15 protein-coding genes are annotated in these 14975 nt (G+C 60.3%); 1 reads left to right on the forward strand and 14 read right to left on the reverse strand.

Annotated features, from left to right (window positions below; all coding sequences use genetic code 11):
* Positions 1-49: 49 nt before the first annotated feature.
* The 12 genes from RGR602_RS01990 to RGR602_RS02045 form a co-directional block, all read right to left on the reverse strand.
* Entirely contained in the window at positions 50-1183 is a 1134-nt protein-coding gene (locus tag RGR602_RS01990) for a hemolysin family protein (protein ID WP_039843712.1), read from the reverse strand.
* The gene (gene ybeY / locus RGR602_RS01995; protein ID WP_039843713.1) at positions 1180-1695 is read right to left on the reverse strand and encodes an rRNA maturation RNase YbeY; all 516 of its coding nucleotides are present in this window, start codon (positions 1693-1695) and stop codon (positions 1180-1182) included. The genes RGR602_RS01990 and ybeY overlap by 4 nt, the downstream gene beginning before the upstream one ends.
* Complete coding sequence (locus RGR602_RS02000) at positions 1695-2747, reverse strand: PhoH family protein (protein ID WP_039843714.1); 1053 nt, start codon at positions 2745-2747, stop codon at positions 1695-1697. Before RGR602_RS02000 ends, ybeY begins: the two co-directional genes overlap by 1 nt.
* An 18-nt stretch (positions 2748-2765) precedes the next feature.
* Positions 2766-4187: a tRNA (N6-isopentenyl adenosine(37)-C2)-methylthiotransferase MiaB gene (gene miaB / locus RGR602_RS02005; RefSeq protein ID WP_039843715.1), complete on the reverse strand. Its 1422-nt coding sequence runs from the start codon at positions 4185-4187 to the stop codon at positions 2766-2768.
* Between the two features lie 49 nt (positions 4188-4236).
* On the reverse strand, positions 4237-5034 hold the full coding sequence (locus tag RGR602_RS02010; RefSeq protein WP_039843716.1) for a lysophospholipid acyltransferase family protein: 798 nt from the start codon (positions 5032-5034) through the stop codon (positions 4237-4239).
* 30 nt (positions 5035-5064) lie between these two features.
* Positions 5065-5493 (reverse strand): Fur family transcriptional regulator, encoded by a 429-nt coding sequence (locus tag RGR602_RS02015; protein ID WP_022713474.1) that lies wholly within the window; start codon positions 5491-5493, stop codon positions 5065-5067.
* Positions 5494-5530: 37 nt separating this feature from the next.
* Entirely contained in the window at positions 5531-6025 is a 495-nt protein-coding gene (locus RGR602_RS02020) for a GNAT family N-acetyltransferase (RefSeq protein WP_039843717.1), read from the reverse strand.
* A 2-nt stretch (positions 6026-6027) separates the two neighbouring features.
* Positions 6028-6687: a tRNA (adenosine(37)-N6)-threonylcarbamoyltransferase complex dimerization subunit type 1 TsaB gene (tsaB, locus tag RGR602_RS02025; protein WP_039843718.1), complete on the reverse strand. Its 660-nt coding sequence runs from the start codon at positions 6685-6687 to the stop codon at positions 6028-6030.
* Positions 6688-6764: 77 nt separating this feature from the next.
* Positions 6765-7331, reverse strand: a complete 567-nt coding sequence (locus RGR602_RS02030; protein ID WP_022713477.1) for a NifU family protein — start codon at positions 7329-7331, stop codon at positions 6765-6767.
* A 127-nt stretch (positions 7332-7458) separates the two neighbouring features.
* On the reverse strand, positions 7459-7950 hold the full coding sequence (locus RGR602_RS02035; protein ID WP_039843719.1) for a universal stress protein: 492 nt from the start codon (positions 7948-7950) through the stop codon (positions 7459-7461).
* Between the two features lie 134 nt (positions 7951-8084).
* A complete protein-coding gene (gene trpS, locus RGR602_RS02040; protein WP_039843720.1) occupies positions 8085-9149 on the reverse strand; it encodes a tryptophan--tRNA ligase in 1065 nt (354 codons plus the stop codon).
* Positions 9150-9238: 89 nt separating this feature from the next.
* Positions 9239-9643, reverse strand: coding sequence for a VOC family protein (locus tag RGR602_RS02045; RefSeq protein ID WP_039843721.1), 405 nt, complete (start codon positions 9641-9643; stop codon positions 9239-9241).
* A gap of 384 nt (positions 9644-10027) precedes the next feature.
* Here RGR602_RS02045 and RGR602_RS02050 point away from each other — a divergent pair, with 384 nt between their 5' ends.
* Positions 10028-10453 carry a YcbK family protein gene (locus RGR602_RS02050; RefSeq protein ID WP_039843722.1) on the forward strand — a complete coding sequence of 142 codons (426 nt, stop codon included), beginning with the start codon at positions 10028-10030 and terminating at the stop codon, positions 10451-10453.
* 15 nt (positions 10454-10468) lie between these two features.
* Here the strand turns inward: RGR602_RS02050 and murJ are convergent, their stop codons facing one another.
* Both murJ and RGR602_RS02060 read right to left on the reverse strand, forming a co-directional pair.
* The gene (gene murJ / locus RGR602_RS02055) at positions 10469-12049 is read right to left on the reverse strand and encodes a murein biosynthesis integral membrane protein MurJ (RefSeq protein ID WP_039843723.1); all 1581 of its coding nucleotides are present in this window, start codon (positions 12047-12049) and stop codon (positions 10469-10471) included.
* Complete coding sequence (locus RGR602_RS02060; RefSeq protein ID WP_039843724.1) at positions 12046-14943, reverse strand: [protein-PII] uridylyltransferase; 2898 nt, start codon at positions 14941-14943, stop codon at positions 12046-12048. The genes murJ and RGR602_RS02060 overlap by 4 nt, the downstream gene beginning before the upstream one ends.
* Between the last annotated feature and the right edge of the window lie 32 nt (positions 14944-14975).

Consider the following 14975-nt stretch of genomic DNA (forward strand, 5'->3'; position numbering starts at 1 on the left):
CGGTCCGCAGTCTTTCAAAAAAGCGGCGCTTTGTCGTGCCGTGCGAAAATCAGTTCGACGTGGATTCGGCGGTCCGGTCGTCAGTTGTCTCAGCACCGGTCGCACTGTCGCCGTCCGCCTTGACACGGCGGCGGATCGCCTGACGCTTGCGGGTGATGCGCACGCGCTTGATGCGGCGCGGATCGGCCTCGAGAATGTGGAATTCGAAATCCGGCAGCGCCTGGACCACTTCGCCTCGAACCGGGATGCGGCCGAGGGCGGAGAAGATGAGACCGCCGAGCGTATCGACCTCGTCCACCTGCTCGCTGATGTCGAAATCCGGACCGATCGCCTCTGCAATCTCTTCCAGTTCGACGCGGGCATCCGCCACAAAGACGTCTTCGGAAATGCGCTTGAACATGACTTCTTCGTCGTCATGCTCGTCGTCGATGTCGCCGACGACCATCTCGACGATGTCCTCATGTGAAGCAAGGCCGTCGGTACCGCCATATTCATCGATGACGAGCGCCATCTGCGTACGGTTCACCTGCATGCGGCGAAGCAGATCGGATGCCAGCATCGATGGCGGCACGAAGAGGATCTTGCGGATGATGCCGGCCTCGGCGAGCGTCTTTTGGAGGTCGACGCGGGCGAGATCGAAATTCGGCTTTGCCGAACGCACCGGCTTTTGAATGTTCTCTGTAGCGATCTCGACAAGTGGCTTGGCAGTCTTGGAGCCTGTCCGGCGCTTGTTGCGTGCCTGCTTTGCGACATAGGAAAGCAGGTCGCGGATGTGCACCATGCCGCGCGGATCGTCGAGCGTATCGGCATATACGGGCATGCGCGAGCGCCCGGATTCCTCGAAGAGGATCATCAATTCGCCGATGGTGATGTTCTGGTCGACCGCCTCGATATCGGCGCGCGGGACCATGACGTCGGCGACACGCACTTCGCGGAAACGCAGGATGTTGTGGAGCATCGCCCGCTCGTCGGGCGAAAAGGCATCGTCGCCAGTATCGTTCGTCATAAGTGCGTCGGCGAGATCTTCGCGGATGCGCGAACCCTGCTGGGGGCGGAGAATGCGGGCGGCACGCGCCCAGAATGATCGTCCTGAATGCCTGCTACTACTGCCCGCCTCATCTGAGGAGGAGGATTGATCGGCGTCCTTGGTTTCCGCCGCCGGTTTCGTTGTAAAGTCGCTCATGGTTCCATTTTAAGGTCTTGACCCTCGTATGGGTCAGATAGGCCGAGTACTGCCAAAATGCGAGTCTCCAACCCCTCCATAATTTCGGCTTCGTCGTTATTCATATGGTCGTAGCCGAAGAGATGCAAGAAACCATGCACCATCAGATGCGATAGATGCTCCTCGAACGATTTTTCGAGCTCCCGCGCTTCCCGTTCGACGGTCTCCCTGGCGATGATGATATCACCAAGCATCGGACCTGGCATCTCTCCCGGCGCTATCGGAAAGGCAGGGAAGGAAAGGACATTGGTAGCCTTGTCTTTTTTGCGCCATTCGGCGTTGATGGCGCGCATGGCCTCGTCATCCGTGAAGACGAGTGAAAGCTCCGTCGCCGTCTTGGGAAACCTCTGCCTCTCATCTTTTTCGAGAACCTCCGCTGCCGCTTTCAGCACGCGTTCGGCCAAAGCCTGAAGTTCATTCTCCGAGGGCCAGTCGCCCTCCTCGATGCTGACCTGGAAATCGATTTCGGCCATCAGACCCGCGGTCCGGCGTCTTCCGGCCGCGTCGTATAGGTGGCGTCATAGGCCCTTACGATCCGTCCGACCAGCGGATGGCGCACGACATCGACATCCTTGAAGCGGATCGTCGAGATCCCTTCCACCCCGTCGAGCAGATGCAGTGCTTCGACAAGTCCGGACTTCACGCCGCGCGGCAAATCGATCTGGCTCGGGTCGCCGGTGATGATCATGCGCGAATTCTCGCCGAGACGCGTAAGAAACATCTTCATCTGCATCGATGTCGTGTTCTGTGCCTCGTCGAGGATGATGGCCGCGTTCGACAGGGTGCGCCCGCGCATGAAGGCGAGCGGCGCGATCTCAATGACGCCGGCCGTGATTGCGCGCTCGACCTTGTCTCCGGGGATCATGTCGTAGAGCGCATCATAGAGCGGCCGCAGATAGGGATCGACCTTCTCCTTCATGTCGCCCGGCAGGAAGCCGAGGCGCTCGCCGGCTTCGACGGCTGGCCGCGAAAGGATGATCTTCTCGACGGCGCCGCGTTCCAGCATCTGGGCCGCATGCGCGACGGCGAGATAGGTCTTGCCCGTGCCGGCTGGGCCGACGCCGAAGACCAGTTCGGCGCGCTCCATGGCGCGTATATAGGCATCTTGCGTCGGCGTGCGCGCAACGATCGTCTTCTTGCGTGTCGAGATCTGCGCCATGGTCAGCTTGGCTTTTTTCTCCATGGTCGGCAGGCTCAACTGATCGTCGGCGGCAACCGCCATGCGGATTGCGCCTTCCACGTCGGATCGTTCCACGCTGCCGCCTTTCTGGAGCTTTTCATAGAGGTAGTCCAGCGTGCGCCGGGCTTGGTTGGTGGCGACGACGTCACCGGTGATAACGACGGAATTACCGCGCGCACGCGCATCGATATGCAGCCGCTCTTCGAGAAGCTTCAGGTTCTGATCGAATTGACCAAATAGCTCGCTGGCGAACCGGTTGTTCTCGAACGTCAGGACGAAGTGATTGGCGTCGCTCGCAATGCGTGGGTGGCGCGGTGAAGAAGAAACCAATTCTTGTCCGTTCAAGCGGTCGAGCTCCCTAGGTTAAACCCCAGCCTCTGCAAACTCGGCAAACAGGCTGTTCGTTCCGGTTCCGGTGATTCGCACTTTGATAATGTCACCGATTTGCGATGCTTTTGCATCAACATTCACCGACTGAAGCCAGGGAGAACGGCCGATAAGCTGTCCTGGCATGCGGCCGGGCTTTTCAAGCAACAAATCGATCTCCTTGCCGATGCAGGATTCGTTGAATCCCTGCGTCTGCTTGAGGAGAAGCGCCTGCAGGCGCTCGAGCCGTTCTGCCTTGATCTCTTCCGGCACCTGGTCCTTCAGTTCCGCCCCGGGCGTACCCGGCCGCGTCGAATATTTGAAGGAGAAAGCCTGCGCATAGCCAACCTCCCCCACCAGACGCAGTGTAGCTTCAAAATCCTCGTCTGTCTCCCCAGGAAAACCAACGATGAAGTCGCCCGAAAGCGCAATATCGGGGCGGGCTGCGCGGATGCGCTCGATCAACGTCATATATTCGCCTGCCGTATGGCGCCGGTTCATGGCTTTCAGGATGCGGTCCGAGCCCGCCTGCACCGGCAGGTGCAAGTAGGGCATCAGCGCCCGCAGATCGCGATGCGCCTCGATCAGGCGGTCGTCCATGTCGCGCGGATGGCTGGTGGTGTAACGAAGCCGCGCAAGTCCCGGAATTTCAGCAAGGCGATAGAGTAAATCGCCAAGGCTCCATTCTTCGCCATTGGCCCCGGCGCCGTGCCACGCGTTGACGTTCTGGCCGAGCAATGTGATCTCGCGCACTCCGCCTTCGACAAGTTTTTGCGCCTCTTCGACAATCTGGCTGACGGGCCGGGAGATCTCCGAACCACGCGTGTAAGGCACGACGCAGAAGGTACAGAACTTGTCGCAGCCTTCCTGCACCGTCAGGAACGAGGTCACGCCGCGCGAGCGGATCTTCTTGCTTTCGGCAATCGGCAGATGCTCGAATTTATCTTCCAGTGCATATTCCGTATCGACGACGCGATGGCCCTGCTTGGCGCGCCGCAGCGCGTCCGGCAGGCGGTGATAGGTCTGCGGGCCGATGACGACATCGACGGCAGGCGCGCGGCGGAGGATTTCTTCGCCTTCGGCCTGGGCAACGCAGCCGGTCACGCCGATCATCATCTCGCGCCCGTCGGCGGCTTTCTTCTTTTTCATCTCGCGCAAACGACCGAGCGCCGAATAGACCTTTTCGGCCGCCTTTTCGCGGATATGGCAGGTATTCAGCAGAACGAGATCAGCCTCATCCATGTTCTCCGTCTGCTCGTAACCGTCGCGGGCGAGTGCATCGCTCATGCGCGTCGAGTCGTAGACGTTCATCTGGCAGCCATAGGTCTTGATGAAAACCTTGCGGCTGTTGCTGCCATCGCGAAGGTCCTCGCTGGGGATGGTCTCCGGGGCCGGAAGAAGGGCGCTGTCTTGGGTCATGGCGGGCTATTTAGTGGTTTTTTGCCCTCTAGAAAATCGAAATCTTCCCTCAAGAGATATCGCGGCCGCGCAGGCGGCTGTGGAGCATTGCACGGATACGCCGTGCGATGGTGGCGCTGACGTCCTTCCGGTTCGAATCGGAACGGTATTCGATCGCCTCGCCGAAGGAGACTTCGGCATCGAGCGCTGCGCATTTCACGACGTCAACCAGATGCGGTACGAGTTCCACGTCGCCTGGCCAGCCGGCCAGCGGGCGGTGATAGCGGCCCATCGCAACGCCGTGCGCCTTTGTATAGGCAATCGCAACCGGCTGCACGAGGACGGAACCGTTCGGCGAGTGCGGCACAGCCATGGCGGCCGCTCCAAACAGCGAGGATTTGACTTCCAAAAGGCGATTGCCATCCGAGGTCGTGCCTTCGGGAAAGAGCACGATGATCTCGCCGTCCGCCATGCGGGCTGCGATCTCGCTTGCCTGATTGCCGGTCTTCCGCTTCTCTTCACGGACGATGAAGACGCTTTTCTGCAGCCGGGCAAGCAGGCCGAAGATGGGCCAGTCGCGCACTTCGATCTTGGCGATGAAGGCGACATCGGCAACCGAGGACAGGACCATGATATCCATCCACGATGCATGATTAACGCATAGCATCAGCGGTCGGCGCCCCTCAAGCTTGCCGTGGACCTTTACGCGAATGCCGAGGGCGTGGCAGGCAGCGCGGTGCCATAGGCGCGGTAGAATGCGGCGAAGCTTCCAGTCGAAATGGAGGCCGAGAAGCTGGAGGGGCATCAGCAGCATGCTGGCGGCAGCGACGACGACCGCGGCATAGGCGATGCGCAGCCAGACGATCAACGCGAACTCCTTGCGGCTGCGGTCATCGGCTCAGCGTTCGTCTTTCTTCAGCGGAATGCCGTAAAGCTCCAGCCGATGATCGACAAGCTGGAAGCCATGCTCACGGGCAATGCGCTCCTGCAGCGCTTCAATCTCCGGCGAGCGGAATTCGATGACCACGCCGTTCTTCAGGTCTATCAGGTGGTCGTGATGTTCTTCCGGCACCGTTTCATAGCGCGAGCGGCCGTCGCGGAAATCATGGCGGGCGATGATGCCGGCATCCTCAAAAAGCTTGACGGTCCGATAGACGGTGGAAATCGAAATCTTCGCGTCGACCTTCGCGGAGCGGCGATACAGTTCCTCGACATCCGGGTGATCTGCCGACTCTTCCAGGATGCGGGCGATCACACGGCGCTGTTCGGTCATTCGCATGCCGCGCTCGGTGCAAAGCTCCTCAAGGGTCTTGGCTGCGTCGGTCATTGGCGGCCTTCATTCCAGATTCCAATTCTCAACGGAACTAGCGAAGAACGCGCTTCATGACAAGCGCCGTGGAAACGGTGCCGTTCGCGTCCTTGTAGTATCCGCGGCGCTCGCCGATTTTCTCGAAGCCGAGCTTGTGGTAGAGGCCGAGGGCGGCGGCATTGCCGTCGTCGACTTCCAGGAACATGCTCTCACCCCCGCGCAGCTTGGCTTCACGCATTGCTGCCTGCATGAGCCGCCAGCCGAGGCCGGCACGGGCAACCTTCGCCTGTACGGCGATCGACAGGATTTCCGCTTCGCCTGCGACCTGGCGCGCAAGCACGAAGCCCGGCAGCGGTTTTTTCAAGAAAGCGTTGGTCTGGTGCGCAACGAAGCCGAAGACATTGTCCTGGCTGAGCAGGCTGTGGAATTCACCGTCACCCCAGGGGCGGGCAAATCGTTCGCCATGCAGCGCAGCGACCGCGCGGCAGTCGTCGCTGCCCATCGCGATGATCTCGAATTCGGGTTTCAGAGTGAGATAGGATTCCAGCATGGTCACACTCGCGCGATCGCGAACCCGGCCTGCGGTTTGGCGTCGGGTCCGCGCAGATAAAGGGGCTTCGGCTTTCCTGAACCGGGATCTGCGGCTGCACCGAGGCGTGCCACGATGGAAATTGGAAACTTATTGGCGTGTTCGCTCGTCGCGCCCGGCTTCAGCAGCGGCGCGGCCGAGCCTGTGATCTCGCCGGCAAAGGACGCCGCAATCGTTTTCGCCTCCTCGATCGTCACTGCGCGAGGTTCATCGAGCGCCGGGCCGTCTTCGGAATAAGTCTGGAGATAGATTTCGCCGCGTTTGGCGTCCATGGCGGCAAGAACGGGCCGGCCGGGTGTCTTTTTGCGCTGGGCGGCGGCCATAGTCTCCAGCGTCGTGATGCCGACAGTGGGGATGTTGAGCGCAAGGCCGAAGCCACGAGCTGCCGCGACGCCGACGCGGATGCCGGTAAAGGAGCCAGGACCGATCGTGACGGCAATGCGTTCGACCATCGCGAGTTTCATATCCGCCTGTTTGAGCACGCGGTCGACGATTCCCATCAAATGCTCTGCATGGCCCTTACCGATCAGGTCGGATGCCTCCCCCAGCACCGTATCCCTGCCGCTGTCGTAGAGAGCGGCAGCGCAATCTACACCAGCCGTGTCGAGCGCCAGAACAATCATGCCATCAATTTCCGAATAAAAGCCTACCACAAATTCAGCCGGTGCAATGCCGAGCCGGCCGAATTTTGGACAAATCGTCAGGCGGCGATGACTTCCTGCACTTCGGGAACGAAATGACGAAGCAGGTTCTGGACGCCATGCTTCAGTGTTGCCGTGGACGAGGGGCAGCCGGAACAGGAGCCCTTCATGTTAAGGTAGACCTTGCCATCTTTGAAGCCGCGGAACGTGATGTCGCCGCCATCTTGGGCAACCGCCGGGCGAACGCGGGTTTCAAGTAGCTCCTTGATGGTGAGCACGATGGTCTCGTCGGCCTCATCGAAGAATTCACCGCCGGCATCGAGCTCTTCCGAAAGCACGGAGGCATCACCCATGACCGGCTTCCCGGACATGAAGTGTTCCATGATGGAGCCAAGGATGGCGGGCTTCAGGTGCTGCCACTCCTGGTTCTCCTTGGAGACAGAAATGAAGTCATAGCCGAAATAGACACCGGTTACGCCCGGGATTTCAAAAAGGCGCGCAGCAAGCGGCGACGCCTGGGCTTCCTCGGCGCTGCGGAACTCGGCCGTGCCGGTCTCCATCACCACCTTGCCCGGCAGGAACTTCTGTGTGGCCGGATTCGGTGTGGCTTCGGTCTGAATGAACATTTCGCTCTCCATGCGGGCCAGGTCGTCGCTCAGGCCGTCTTTAGAATTCTTCAAAAGAAAATAAGCCGATTGGCGGCGCTAATCAAGAGACAAAGACTCCAGAAATAGCCGCATTCTGCATCACGCCTTAGGCCAGCGCATCCAGTTCTTCGTTCGTCAGCGTGTCAGGCAGCACGGTGACGGGGATCGGAAAAGCCGCGGCTTTTCCCACAACGGACGACACCAGCGGTCCCGGTCCTTCCTTGGCGGAGCTTGCGGCCAGCACCAGGATCGCGATGTCGCGGTCTTCTTCGATCACCGCATTGATTTCCTCGACCGCACTTCCCTCGCGGATAACGATTTCCGGCTCGATGCCGATCGTTTCGCGGACCACCTGTGCCGATTTGGCGACAACGGCCTCGGCCTCCTCACGGGCTTCGGCCCGCATGATCTCCTCGACGCCCAGCCATTGCTGAAAATCGCCCTCGGGAATCACGTAGACAAGCACCAGCCCGCCATTGGAATTCTTGGCGCGCCGGCCGGCATAATGCACAGCGCTCTGGCATTCAGGTGTGCCATCGATCACCGCCATGAATTTGCGGCGATGCCCTTCGAGCCGTGAGAGTCGCTTTGATACCATGGCGCGGACTCTGACACCCTAACCGGGAAATTTGCAAGCCCCCGTCACCGTGGCCCTCGCGGGTCTTCGCAGGATAATACACCAGCAGGTGAACACAGATGTTAACGCACGGGAGCTCGCCGTCAGCGGCATGCCTAGTAGAGGAAGCCGATGATGTCACGGACATCCTTCATGGTCGCTTCGGCGCGCGCCCGAGCACGCTCTCCGCCATTGCGCAGGATTGCGTCGATATGGCTCGTATCGTCCATCAGACGGCGCATTTCGCCGGTGATCGGCGAGAGCACCTGAACGGCGAGGTCGACCAGCGCCGGCTTGAAGACGGAGAACTGTTGGCCGCCGAATTCGGCAAGTACCTCAGTCTTCGTCTTGTCGGCAAGAGCCGCATAGATGCCGACGAGATTGTCGGCTTCCGGGCGGCCCTTCAGGCCCTCGACCTCGCTCGGCAAGCCGTCCGGATCGGTCTTCGCCTTGCGGATCTTCTTCGAGATGGCTTCCTCGTCATCCAGCAGATTGATGCGCGAGAGATCGGACGGATCGGATTTCGACATCTTCTTCGTGCCGTCGCGCAGCGACATCACGCGCGGAGCAGGGCCTTCGATCAACGGTTCGACCATCGGAAAATAGGCGTGCACCGGCTCGTCGCCGACGGTAATGTCGATGCCGCGGCCGGCACGGCGAATGTGTTCCTGATAATCAAGGTTGAACTTCATCGCGATATCGCGGGCGAGTTCAAGATGCTGTTTCTGGTCGTCACCGACCGGAACATGCGTGCCGCGATAGACGAGGATGTCGGCCGCCATCAGGCTCGGATAGGCAAGCAGGCCGAGGGAAGCATTTTCGCGGTCCTTGCCGGCCTTGTCCTTGAACTGCGTCATGCGGTTCATCCAGCCGATGCGGGCAACGCAATTGAAGATCCAGGCGAGCTCGGCATGCTGCGGCACGGCCGACTGGTTGAAGACGATATGCTTTTTTGGATCGATGCCGGAGGCGATAAAGGCTGCGGCGATTGAGCGGATCTGGCCCGGCAGGTCGTCGTGCACGAGCTGCGCCGTGAGGGAGTGCAGGTCGACGACGCAATAGATGCAATCGTTGCCTTCCTGCAGTGCCACGAACTTGCGGATCGCGCCGAGATAGTTGCCGAGATGGAGATTGCCGGTCGGCTGAACGCCAGAAAATACGAGCTCTTTGAATTCGGTCACGTTGTCCTCGATCAGGCTGGTGGAGGGCCCCAGGGCTCAGTCGCCCATGTTGCTAACGCGGCGGCTTATGCACGCGCTCCGTGCTGCAATCAAGAGGCGGTCGGTGCGGCATGCCGGATCAGGTCAAAAGTATTGCCGTAAGGATCGGAAAATACGGCCACCGTGCCGTAAATCTCACGCCGGGGCTGTTCCAAAAAGCGCACGCCCCTGGCCAGCATGGCGGCATGATCTCGCGCAAAATCATCGGTCTTCAAAAAGAACCCGACGCGGCCGCCGGTTTGATTTCCGATCGCCGCTTTCTGTGTCTCGTTGACTGCTTTGGCAAGGAGGAACGCCGCTCCGTCCCCACCCTTCGGTTTGACCACCACCCAGCGCTTGCCCTCCGGCCGCACTTCGTCCTGCAGGCAGTCGAAGCCAAGCGCTCCGCAATAAAAGGCCTTTGCACGATCGTAGTCGTCGACGAGGAGAGTGACCAGGAAGAGGGATTGGGACATTTGCAAGCCTCCAGTTGCCGGGGTTTGTTGATCTGTCGCGGTGTCGTGGGGCAGGTGCAAGCGCCGTGCGAAAGGATTGGCATCTTTTTATTGCCCCAATCTCCAGCGTTTAAAGGCCGCTATTTCGCATTATGCATTCCGTTCTTAAGTTTCACAGCCCTTCTAATACAAGCTTGGTGCAAGGCCTTGTTTTTCATCGAAAGGTAGAGAGTAATTTATACTCAATTTGAGTTATAACTTTTATATAGAGTCCAGCAATATGAGGATGATTCACTTTTCGCGTAAGTATAAAATTTCACAAATTGGCCATTTTTTGAATGAACGTTCTCGGCGCCAATCCGAGCCCGGCGAAAGACCAGCCGCGCTCTACCTGGAGGGGACGTCATGCATACGATTTTATCACTCGTTCTTGCTGGCTTGTTCGCTTTGTCCTGTTACGCCGAGGCAGGCGCGCAGAATGCTAAAAAACCCCCAGTAAGACTTCTTAAACACACCACGTCACAGCCCTATACCGTTCAGACCGTCAGCGTCAAAGTCGGCTGCTTCCCGCCGAAACTGAGAGCCATTCTCGCGCATATCGCCGCCAAGACCGGCCGAACACCGATGGTCACGTCCGGTCTTCGGCATTCCGGACGTGCGCATTCTCAGCATCGCCATTGCAACGCCGCCGACATTCGCGTGCCGGGCTTATCGGAACGGACGATCGTCGCGGCAGCGCAGACGGCGCCGGGTATCGGCGGTATCGGGCGCTACTGCAACGGCATCGTCCACGTCGATATCGGGCCGAAGCGGCGCTGGCGCCATTGCTGATAACCAGGCTGCGGTTCAGCCCTCGGCTTTGGGCGCAGGCTTCCGGTTGAGGTTTCGCCGGATCATGCCGAGGTCGGCGCCGCCGATCAAAAAGGCGGTCGCGAAATAGACGATCATCGAAATGGCGATCAAAAGGCCGAGCGTACCGACCTTGGTCGCCAGGTGGGCACTGGAAGCGAGCCAGGGTTCCCAGCGATGCTGCAGGAAGACGATGACACCGCTCATCACGGATGCCGAAACAACGAGCAGAGCTGCCCGACGAGCGAGCGCCCATTCCCAGGCCAGATGGCCGCGGCGAAGCAGCGTTGCGAAAAGCAGAACCGTGCTGATCCAGCCGGCGGTTGCTTCAGCCACTGCAATGCCCGGTGCGCCAAGATAGGGAAAAAGCGTCAGAGCCGTGGCGCAGTTGACGCCGACAGCAACGGCTGAAAAGCGCATCGGCGTCTTGGTATCCTCGCGGGCGTAGAAGCCCGGCTGCAGCGCCTTGATGAGCACGAAGGCCGGCAGGCCGATGCCGTAGATCGCGAGGATCGAGCCGACAAGCGCTGTGTTCTGCTGATCGAAGGCGCCACGTTCGTAAAGCACGCGGATGATCTCGTCAGCGAGGACCCAAAGGGCGAAGGCGGCGGGGATCGTCAGGAACAGCACGAATTCGATCGAGCGGTTCTGCAGGTTCCCGGCTTCGCGCAGATTGCCGCCCTTCAGTGCACGGGCAAGCTCCGGCAACAATACGACACCGACGGCAACGCCAACGACGCCGAGCGGCAGCTGGTAGATGCGATCCGCATATTGCAGGGCGGCGATCGCACCATCGCGGGACGAGGCGATCGCCTGGCCGATCAGCTGGTTGATCTGTGTGATGCCGCCTGTGACAGCGGCGGGGACTGCGAGGATCAGCAGCCGCTTGACGTTCGGCGTCATTCGCGGGAAGCGAAAGCCAATGCTCATGCCTGCGTGGAGGACGCCGACATAGACGACGGCGAGCTGCAGGATACCAGCGGCCAGTACGCCCCAGGAGAGATACCAGGCGGTCGCGAGCGGGTCTGCGCCAGAATAGAGCGCGTAGGCGAGCGCACCAATCATCACGACATTGAGGAAAATGGGCGCGACCGCTGCGGCGAAGAAGTGGTGCAGCGAATTCAGCATGCCGCTCATCATCGCCGTCAGCGACATGCACATGAGATAGGGGAACATCACTGCCGCCATGCGGATGGTGATTGAGAACTTATCCGGATCGTCGGCAAAGCCCGGCGCGATGATGAAGCGTACGAGCAGCGGCATGCAAAGTTCCATCACGATGGTGATGAGCAGCAGCACCGAAAAAAGCACTCCGAAAACCTCTTCGGAAAACCGCTTTGCTCCTTCCGTGCCGTTCGCTTCGATCTCTTTGGCGAAGAGCGGCACGAAGGCTGCGTTGAAGGCGCCTTCGGCAAACAGCCGGCGGAAGAGGTTGGGAAAGCGGAAGGCCGCGTAGAAGACGTCAGCCATGGAGCCGGTGCCGAGGGCGGCCGCCATCAACGTCTCGCGGGCAAAGCCGAAGATGCGGCTGCCGAGGGTTGCGCCGCCGACGGTGGCGAATTTCTTGACGAGGCTCATGCCGGCGGCCCGGCTTTCTTTTCGCCCGGCTGCGATGTCCGCGCGGAGGCGGCGGGCGCGATGATGCCGGACGGCATGCGCTCGCGAAGCTCATCTTCTTCGCCGGCCATCACCGCCTTCAGCCGGGCGGTGATATTGGCCCGCTTGGTGTCGCTGGAAATTTTCTGGCCGACGAGGTCTGTGACATAGAAGGTGTCTATGACCTTTTCGCCAAAGGTGGTGATGCGGGCTGACTGGATGTCGAGCGAAAGATCAGAAAGCATCGCGGTGATTTCCGAAAGCAGGCCGGTGCGGTCAAGGCATTCGACTTCGATGACGGTGAACTTGTTCGATAGGTTGTTGGTGATGTTGACCGAAGGCGGAATGACGAAGGCCTTGCTCCTCTTGCGGTTCTTCGTGCGCGTGGCGATGACTTCCGGCAGCCGCTTGTGGCCCGACAGTACGTCTTCGATCATGCGCCCGATCGTGCCGGCGCGGCGAAGCTCGTCCGCATCATCCTGGAATTCGCGGCTGACATGGATCGTATCCAGCGCGCGCCCGTCCGACGTCGTGAAAATCTGCGCATCGACAATGTTGGCTCCTGCTGCAGCACATGCACCGGCAATAACGGCGAGCAGGCGCGGGTGGTCTGGCGAGAGCACGGTGATTTCGGTGATCGCGTGGAAACTGTCCGTTCGCACGGTTGTCGCGAGCGCCTGGCCGTTCTTGTCCGCCTGGCGGATGAAATCGGCGTGACGGACTTGGTCTTCCAGCGGCACGGAAAGCAGGTAAGGCTGGTAGTGCAGCTTGCTGTAGGTCTTGCGATCCTTCTGGCTCCAATCGGAAAGCGCGTTGAACAGCGCTTCGGCCGCGGAATTGGCGCGCTCCTTGCGCGAGACCTCCGAAAAGCCGCCGGCAAGCAGCAGTTCGGTCTCGTAATAGAGCGTCCTCAGCAGCTGGCCCTTCCAGCCGTTCCAGACGCCGGGGCCGACGGCGCGGATGTCGCAGATCGTCAGGACCAGCAGCATCTTCAGGCGATCGAGCGATTGAACGCGATCGGCGAAGTCGGTAATCGTCTTGCGGTCGGTGAGATCGCGGGTCTGGGCAACCATCGACATCGTCAGATGCTCCTCTATCAGCCAGACGACGAGTTCCGTCTGCTTCTGCGACAGGCCGAAGCGGGAGCAGAGTTTGCGGGCGACGCGGGCGCCGGCGATCGAATGGTCTTCCTGGCGGCCCTTGGCGATGTCGTGGAGAAGGACTGCGACATAAAGCGCCTCCCGGTCTTCGATCCCCGGCATCAGCTTGTTGGCGAGTGGATGCAGGTCGTCGGCCTTGCCCTTGTCGATTTCCGAGAGCACGTCGACGGTACGGATCAGATGCTCATCCACTGTATAGTGGTGGTACATGTTGAACTGCATCATCGCGACGATCTTGCCGAATTCCGGAATGAAGCGGCCAAGTACGCCTGCTTCGTTCATGCGGCGCAAAATGAGCGCCGGGTCGCCGTTGGAGGTGAGGATCGACATGAAGAGGCGGTTCGCCTCGTCGTTTTCGCGCAGGTTGTTGTCGATGAGGTTGAGCGATCGGGTGACCCGCTTCAGAGCATCGGGATGGAACTCGAGGCCATTGATATCGGCAACGTGGAAGAGGCGAATGATGCTGACGGGATCGTGCTTGAACACGTCCGGGCTGGCGAGCGCGATGCGACCGCGATCCTCCATGAATTCGGTGCTGCCGGCGATCTTGCGGCTGCGATGGGCAAAACGGCTGATCACCCCGGTGAGCCCGGGCGTCGATTTTGCCTGCTGGTCTTCGAGAGCCGCGCAGAGGATGCGCGTCAGGTCGCCGACGTCCTTTGCCACCAGGAAGTAGTGCTTCATGAAGCGCTCGACGGCCGAAAGGCCGGGGCGCGAGTGATATCCGAGCGCTTCGGCAATCTCCCGCTGGATGTCGAAAGAAAGCCGTTCCTCCGCCTTGCCGGTCAGAAAGTGCATGTGGCAGCGCACCGCCCAGAGGAAATCGTCGGCCTTCTCGAACACGCGGTACTCATGCTTGGAGAGAACGCCGAGAGCTACGAGTTCGGCCGTGTCGCGGACGTGATAGTAGTATTTCGAGATCCAGAAGAGCGTGTGGAGATCGCGCAGCCCGCCCTTGCCCTCCTTGACGTTGGGTTCGACGAGGTAGCGTGTGTCGCCTGCCTTGCGGTGGCGTTCATCGCGTTCGGCAAGTTTGGCGGCGATAAATTCCGGTCCTGTGCCGGTCACGATCTCCTTGTCGAAGCGGGTCTCAAGCTCCGTTGCAAGCGATTTCAGGCCGCAGATGTAGCGCATCTCGAGGATCGCCGTGCGGATCGTCATGTCGGACCTGGAGAGCGCCATGCACTCCTCGATCGTCCTTGTCGCGTGGCCGACCTTGAAGCCCATATCCCAAAGGACATAGAGCATGAACTCGACAGCCTTGTGCGTCTCCTCTGCTGGTCTTGGCTGAAAGAGGAAGAGCAGGTCGATGTCGGAGCCCGGCGCCAGCGTATCGCGGCCGTAGCCGCCGACCGCCGTCACGGCGAACTTGTCCTTCTGCTGCGGGAACATATGTGCGCTGACGAACTCGTAGAGTACCGTGATGATCTGGTCCTGCAGCCAGGAGATGCGCCGGGCGCAGCCAAGTCCGCTGCCATCGGCAGATAGAAGCTCGCAGGCCTTTTGGCGCCCGTCGCTGCTTGCCTTTTTGAGCATGGCAAGCAGGTCGGAGCGCATGACGTCCGGCCGGGTCTTGTTGGCTTCGGCAACGGCGTCGCAGAGTCTTTGCAACAGGGCCGTGTCGAGAATTTCTGAGAAATCGATCTCACTCATCGTCGCCATGCGCGGAGCGGCTTCCTGTTCGCGCGGTGCGACCGCGTCTCGTTTCGTCTGCATGCGCTATAGCCTCTTTACCCCGCGTTTGACAC

The sequence above is a fragment of the Rhizobium gallicum bv. gallicum R602sp genome, from assembly GCF_000816845.1.
GTDB classification, from domain to species: domain Bacteria; phylum Pseudomonadota; class Alphaproteobacteria; order Rhizobiales; family Rhizobiaceae; genus Rhizobium; species Rhizobium gallicum.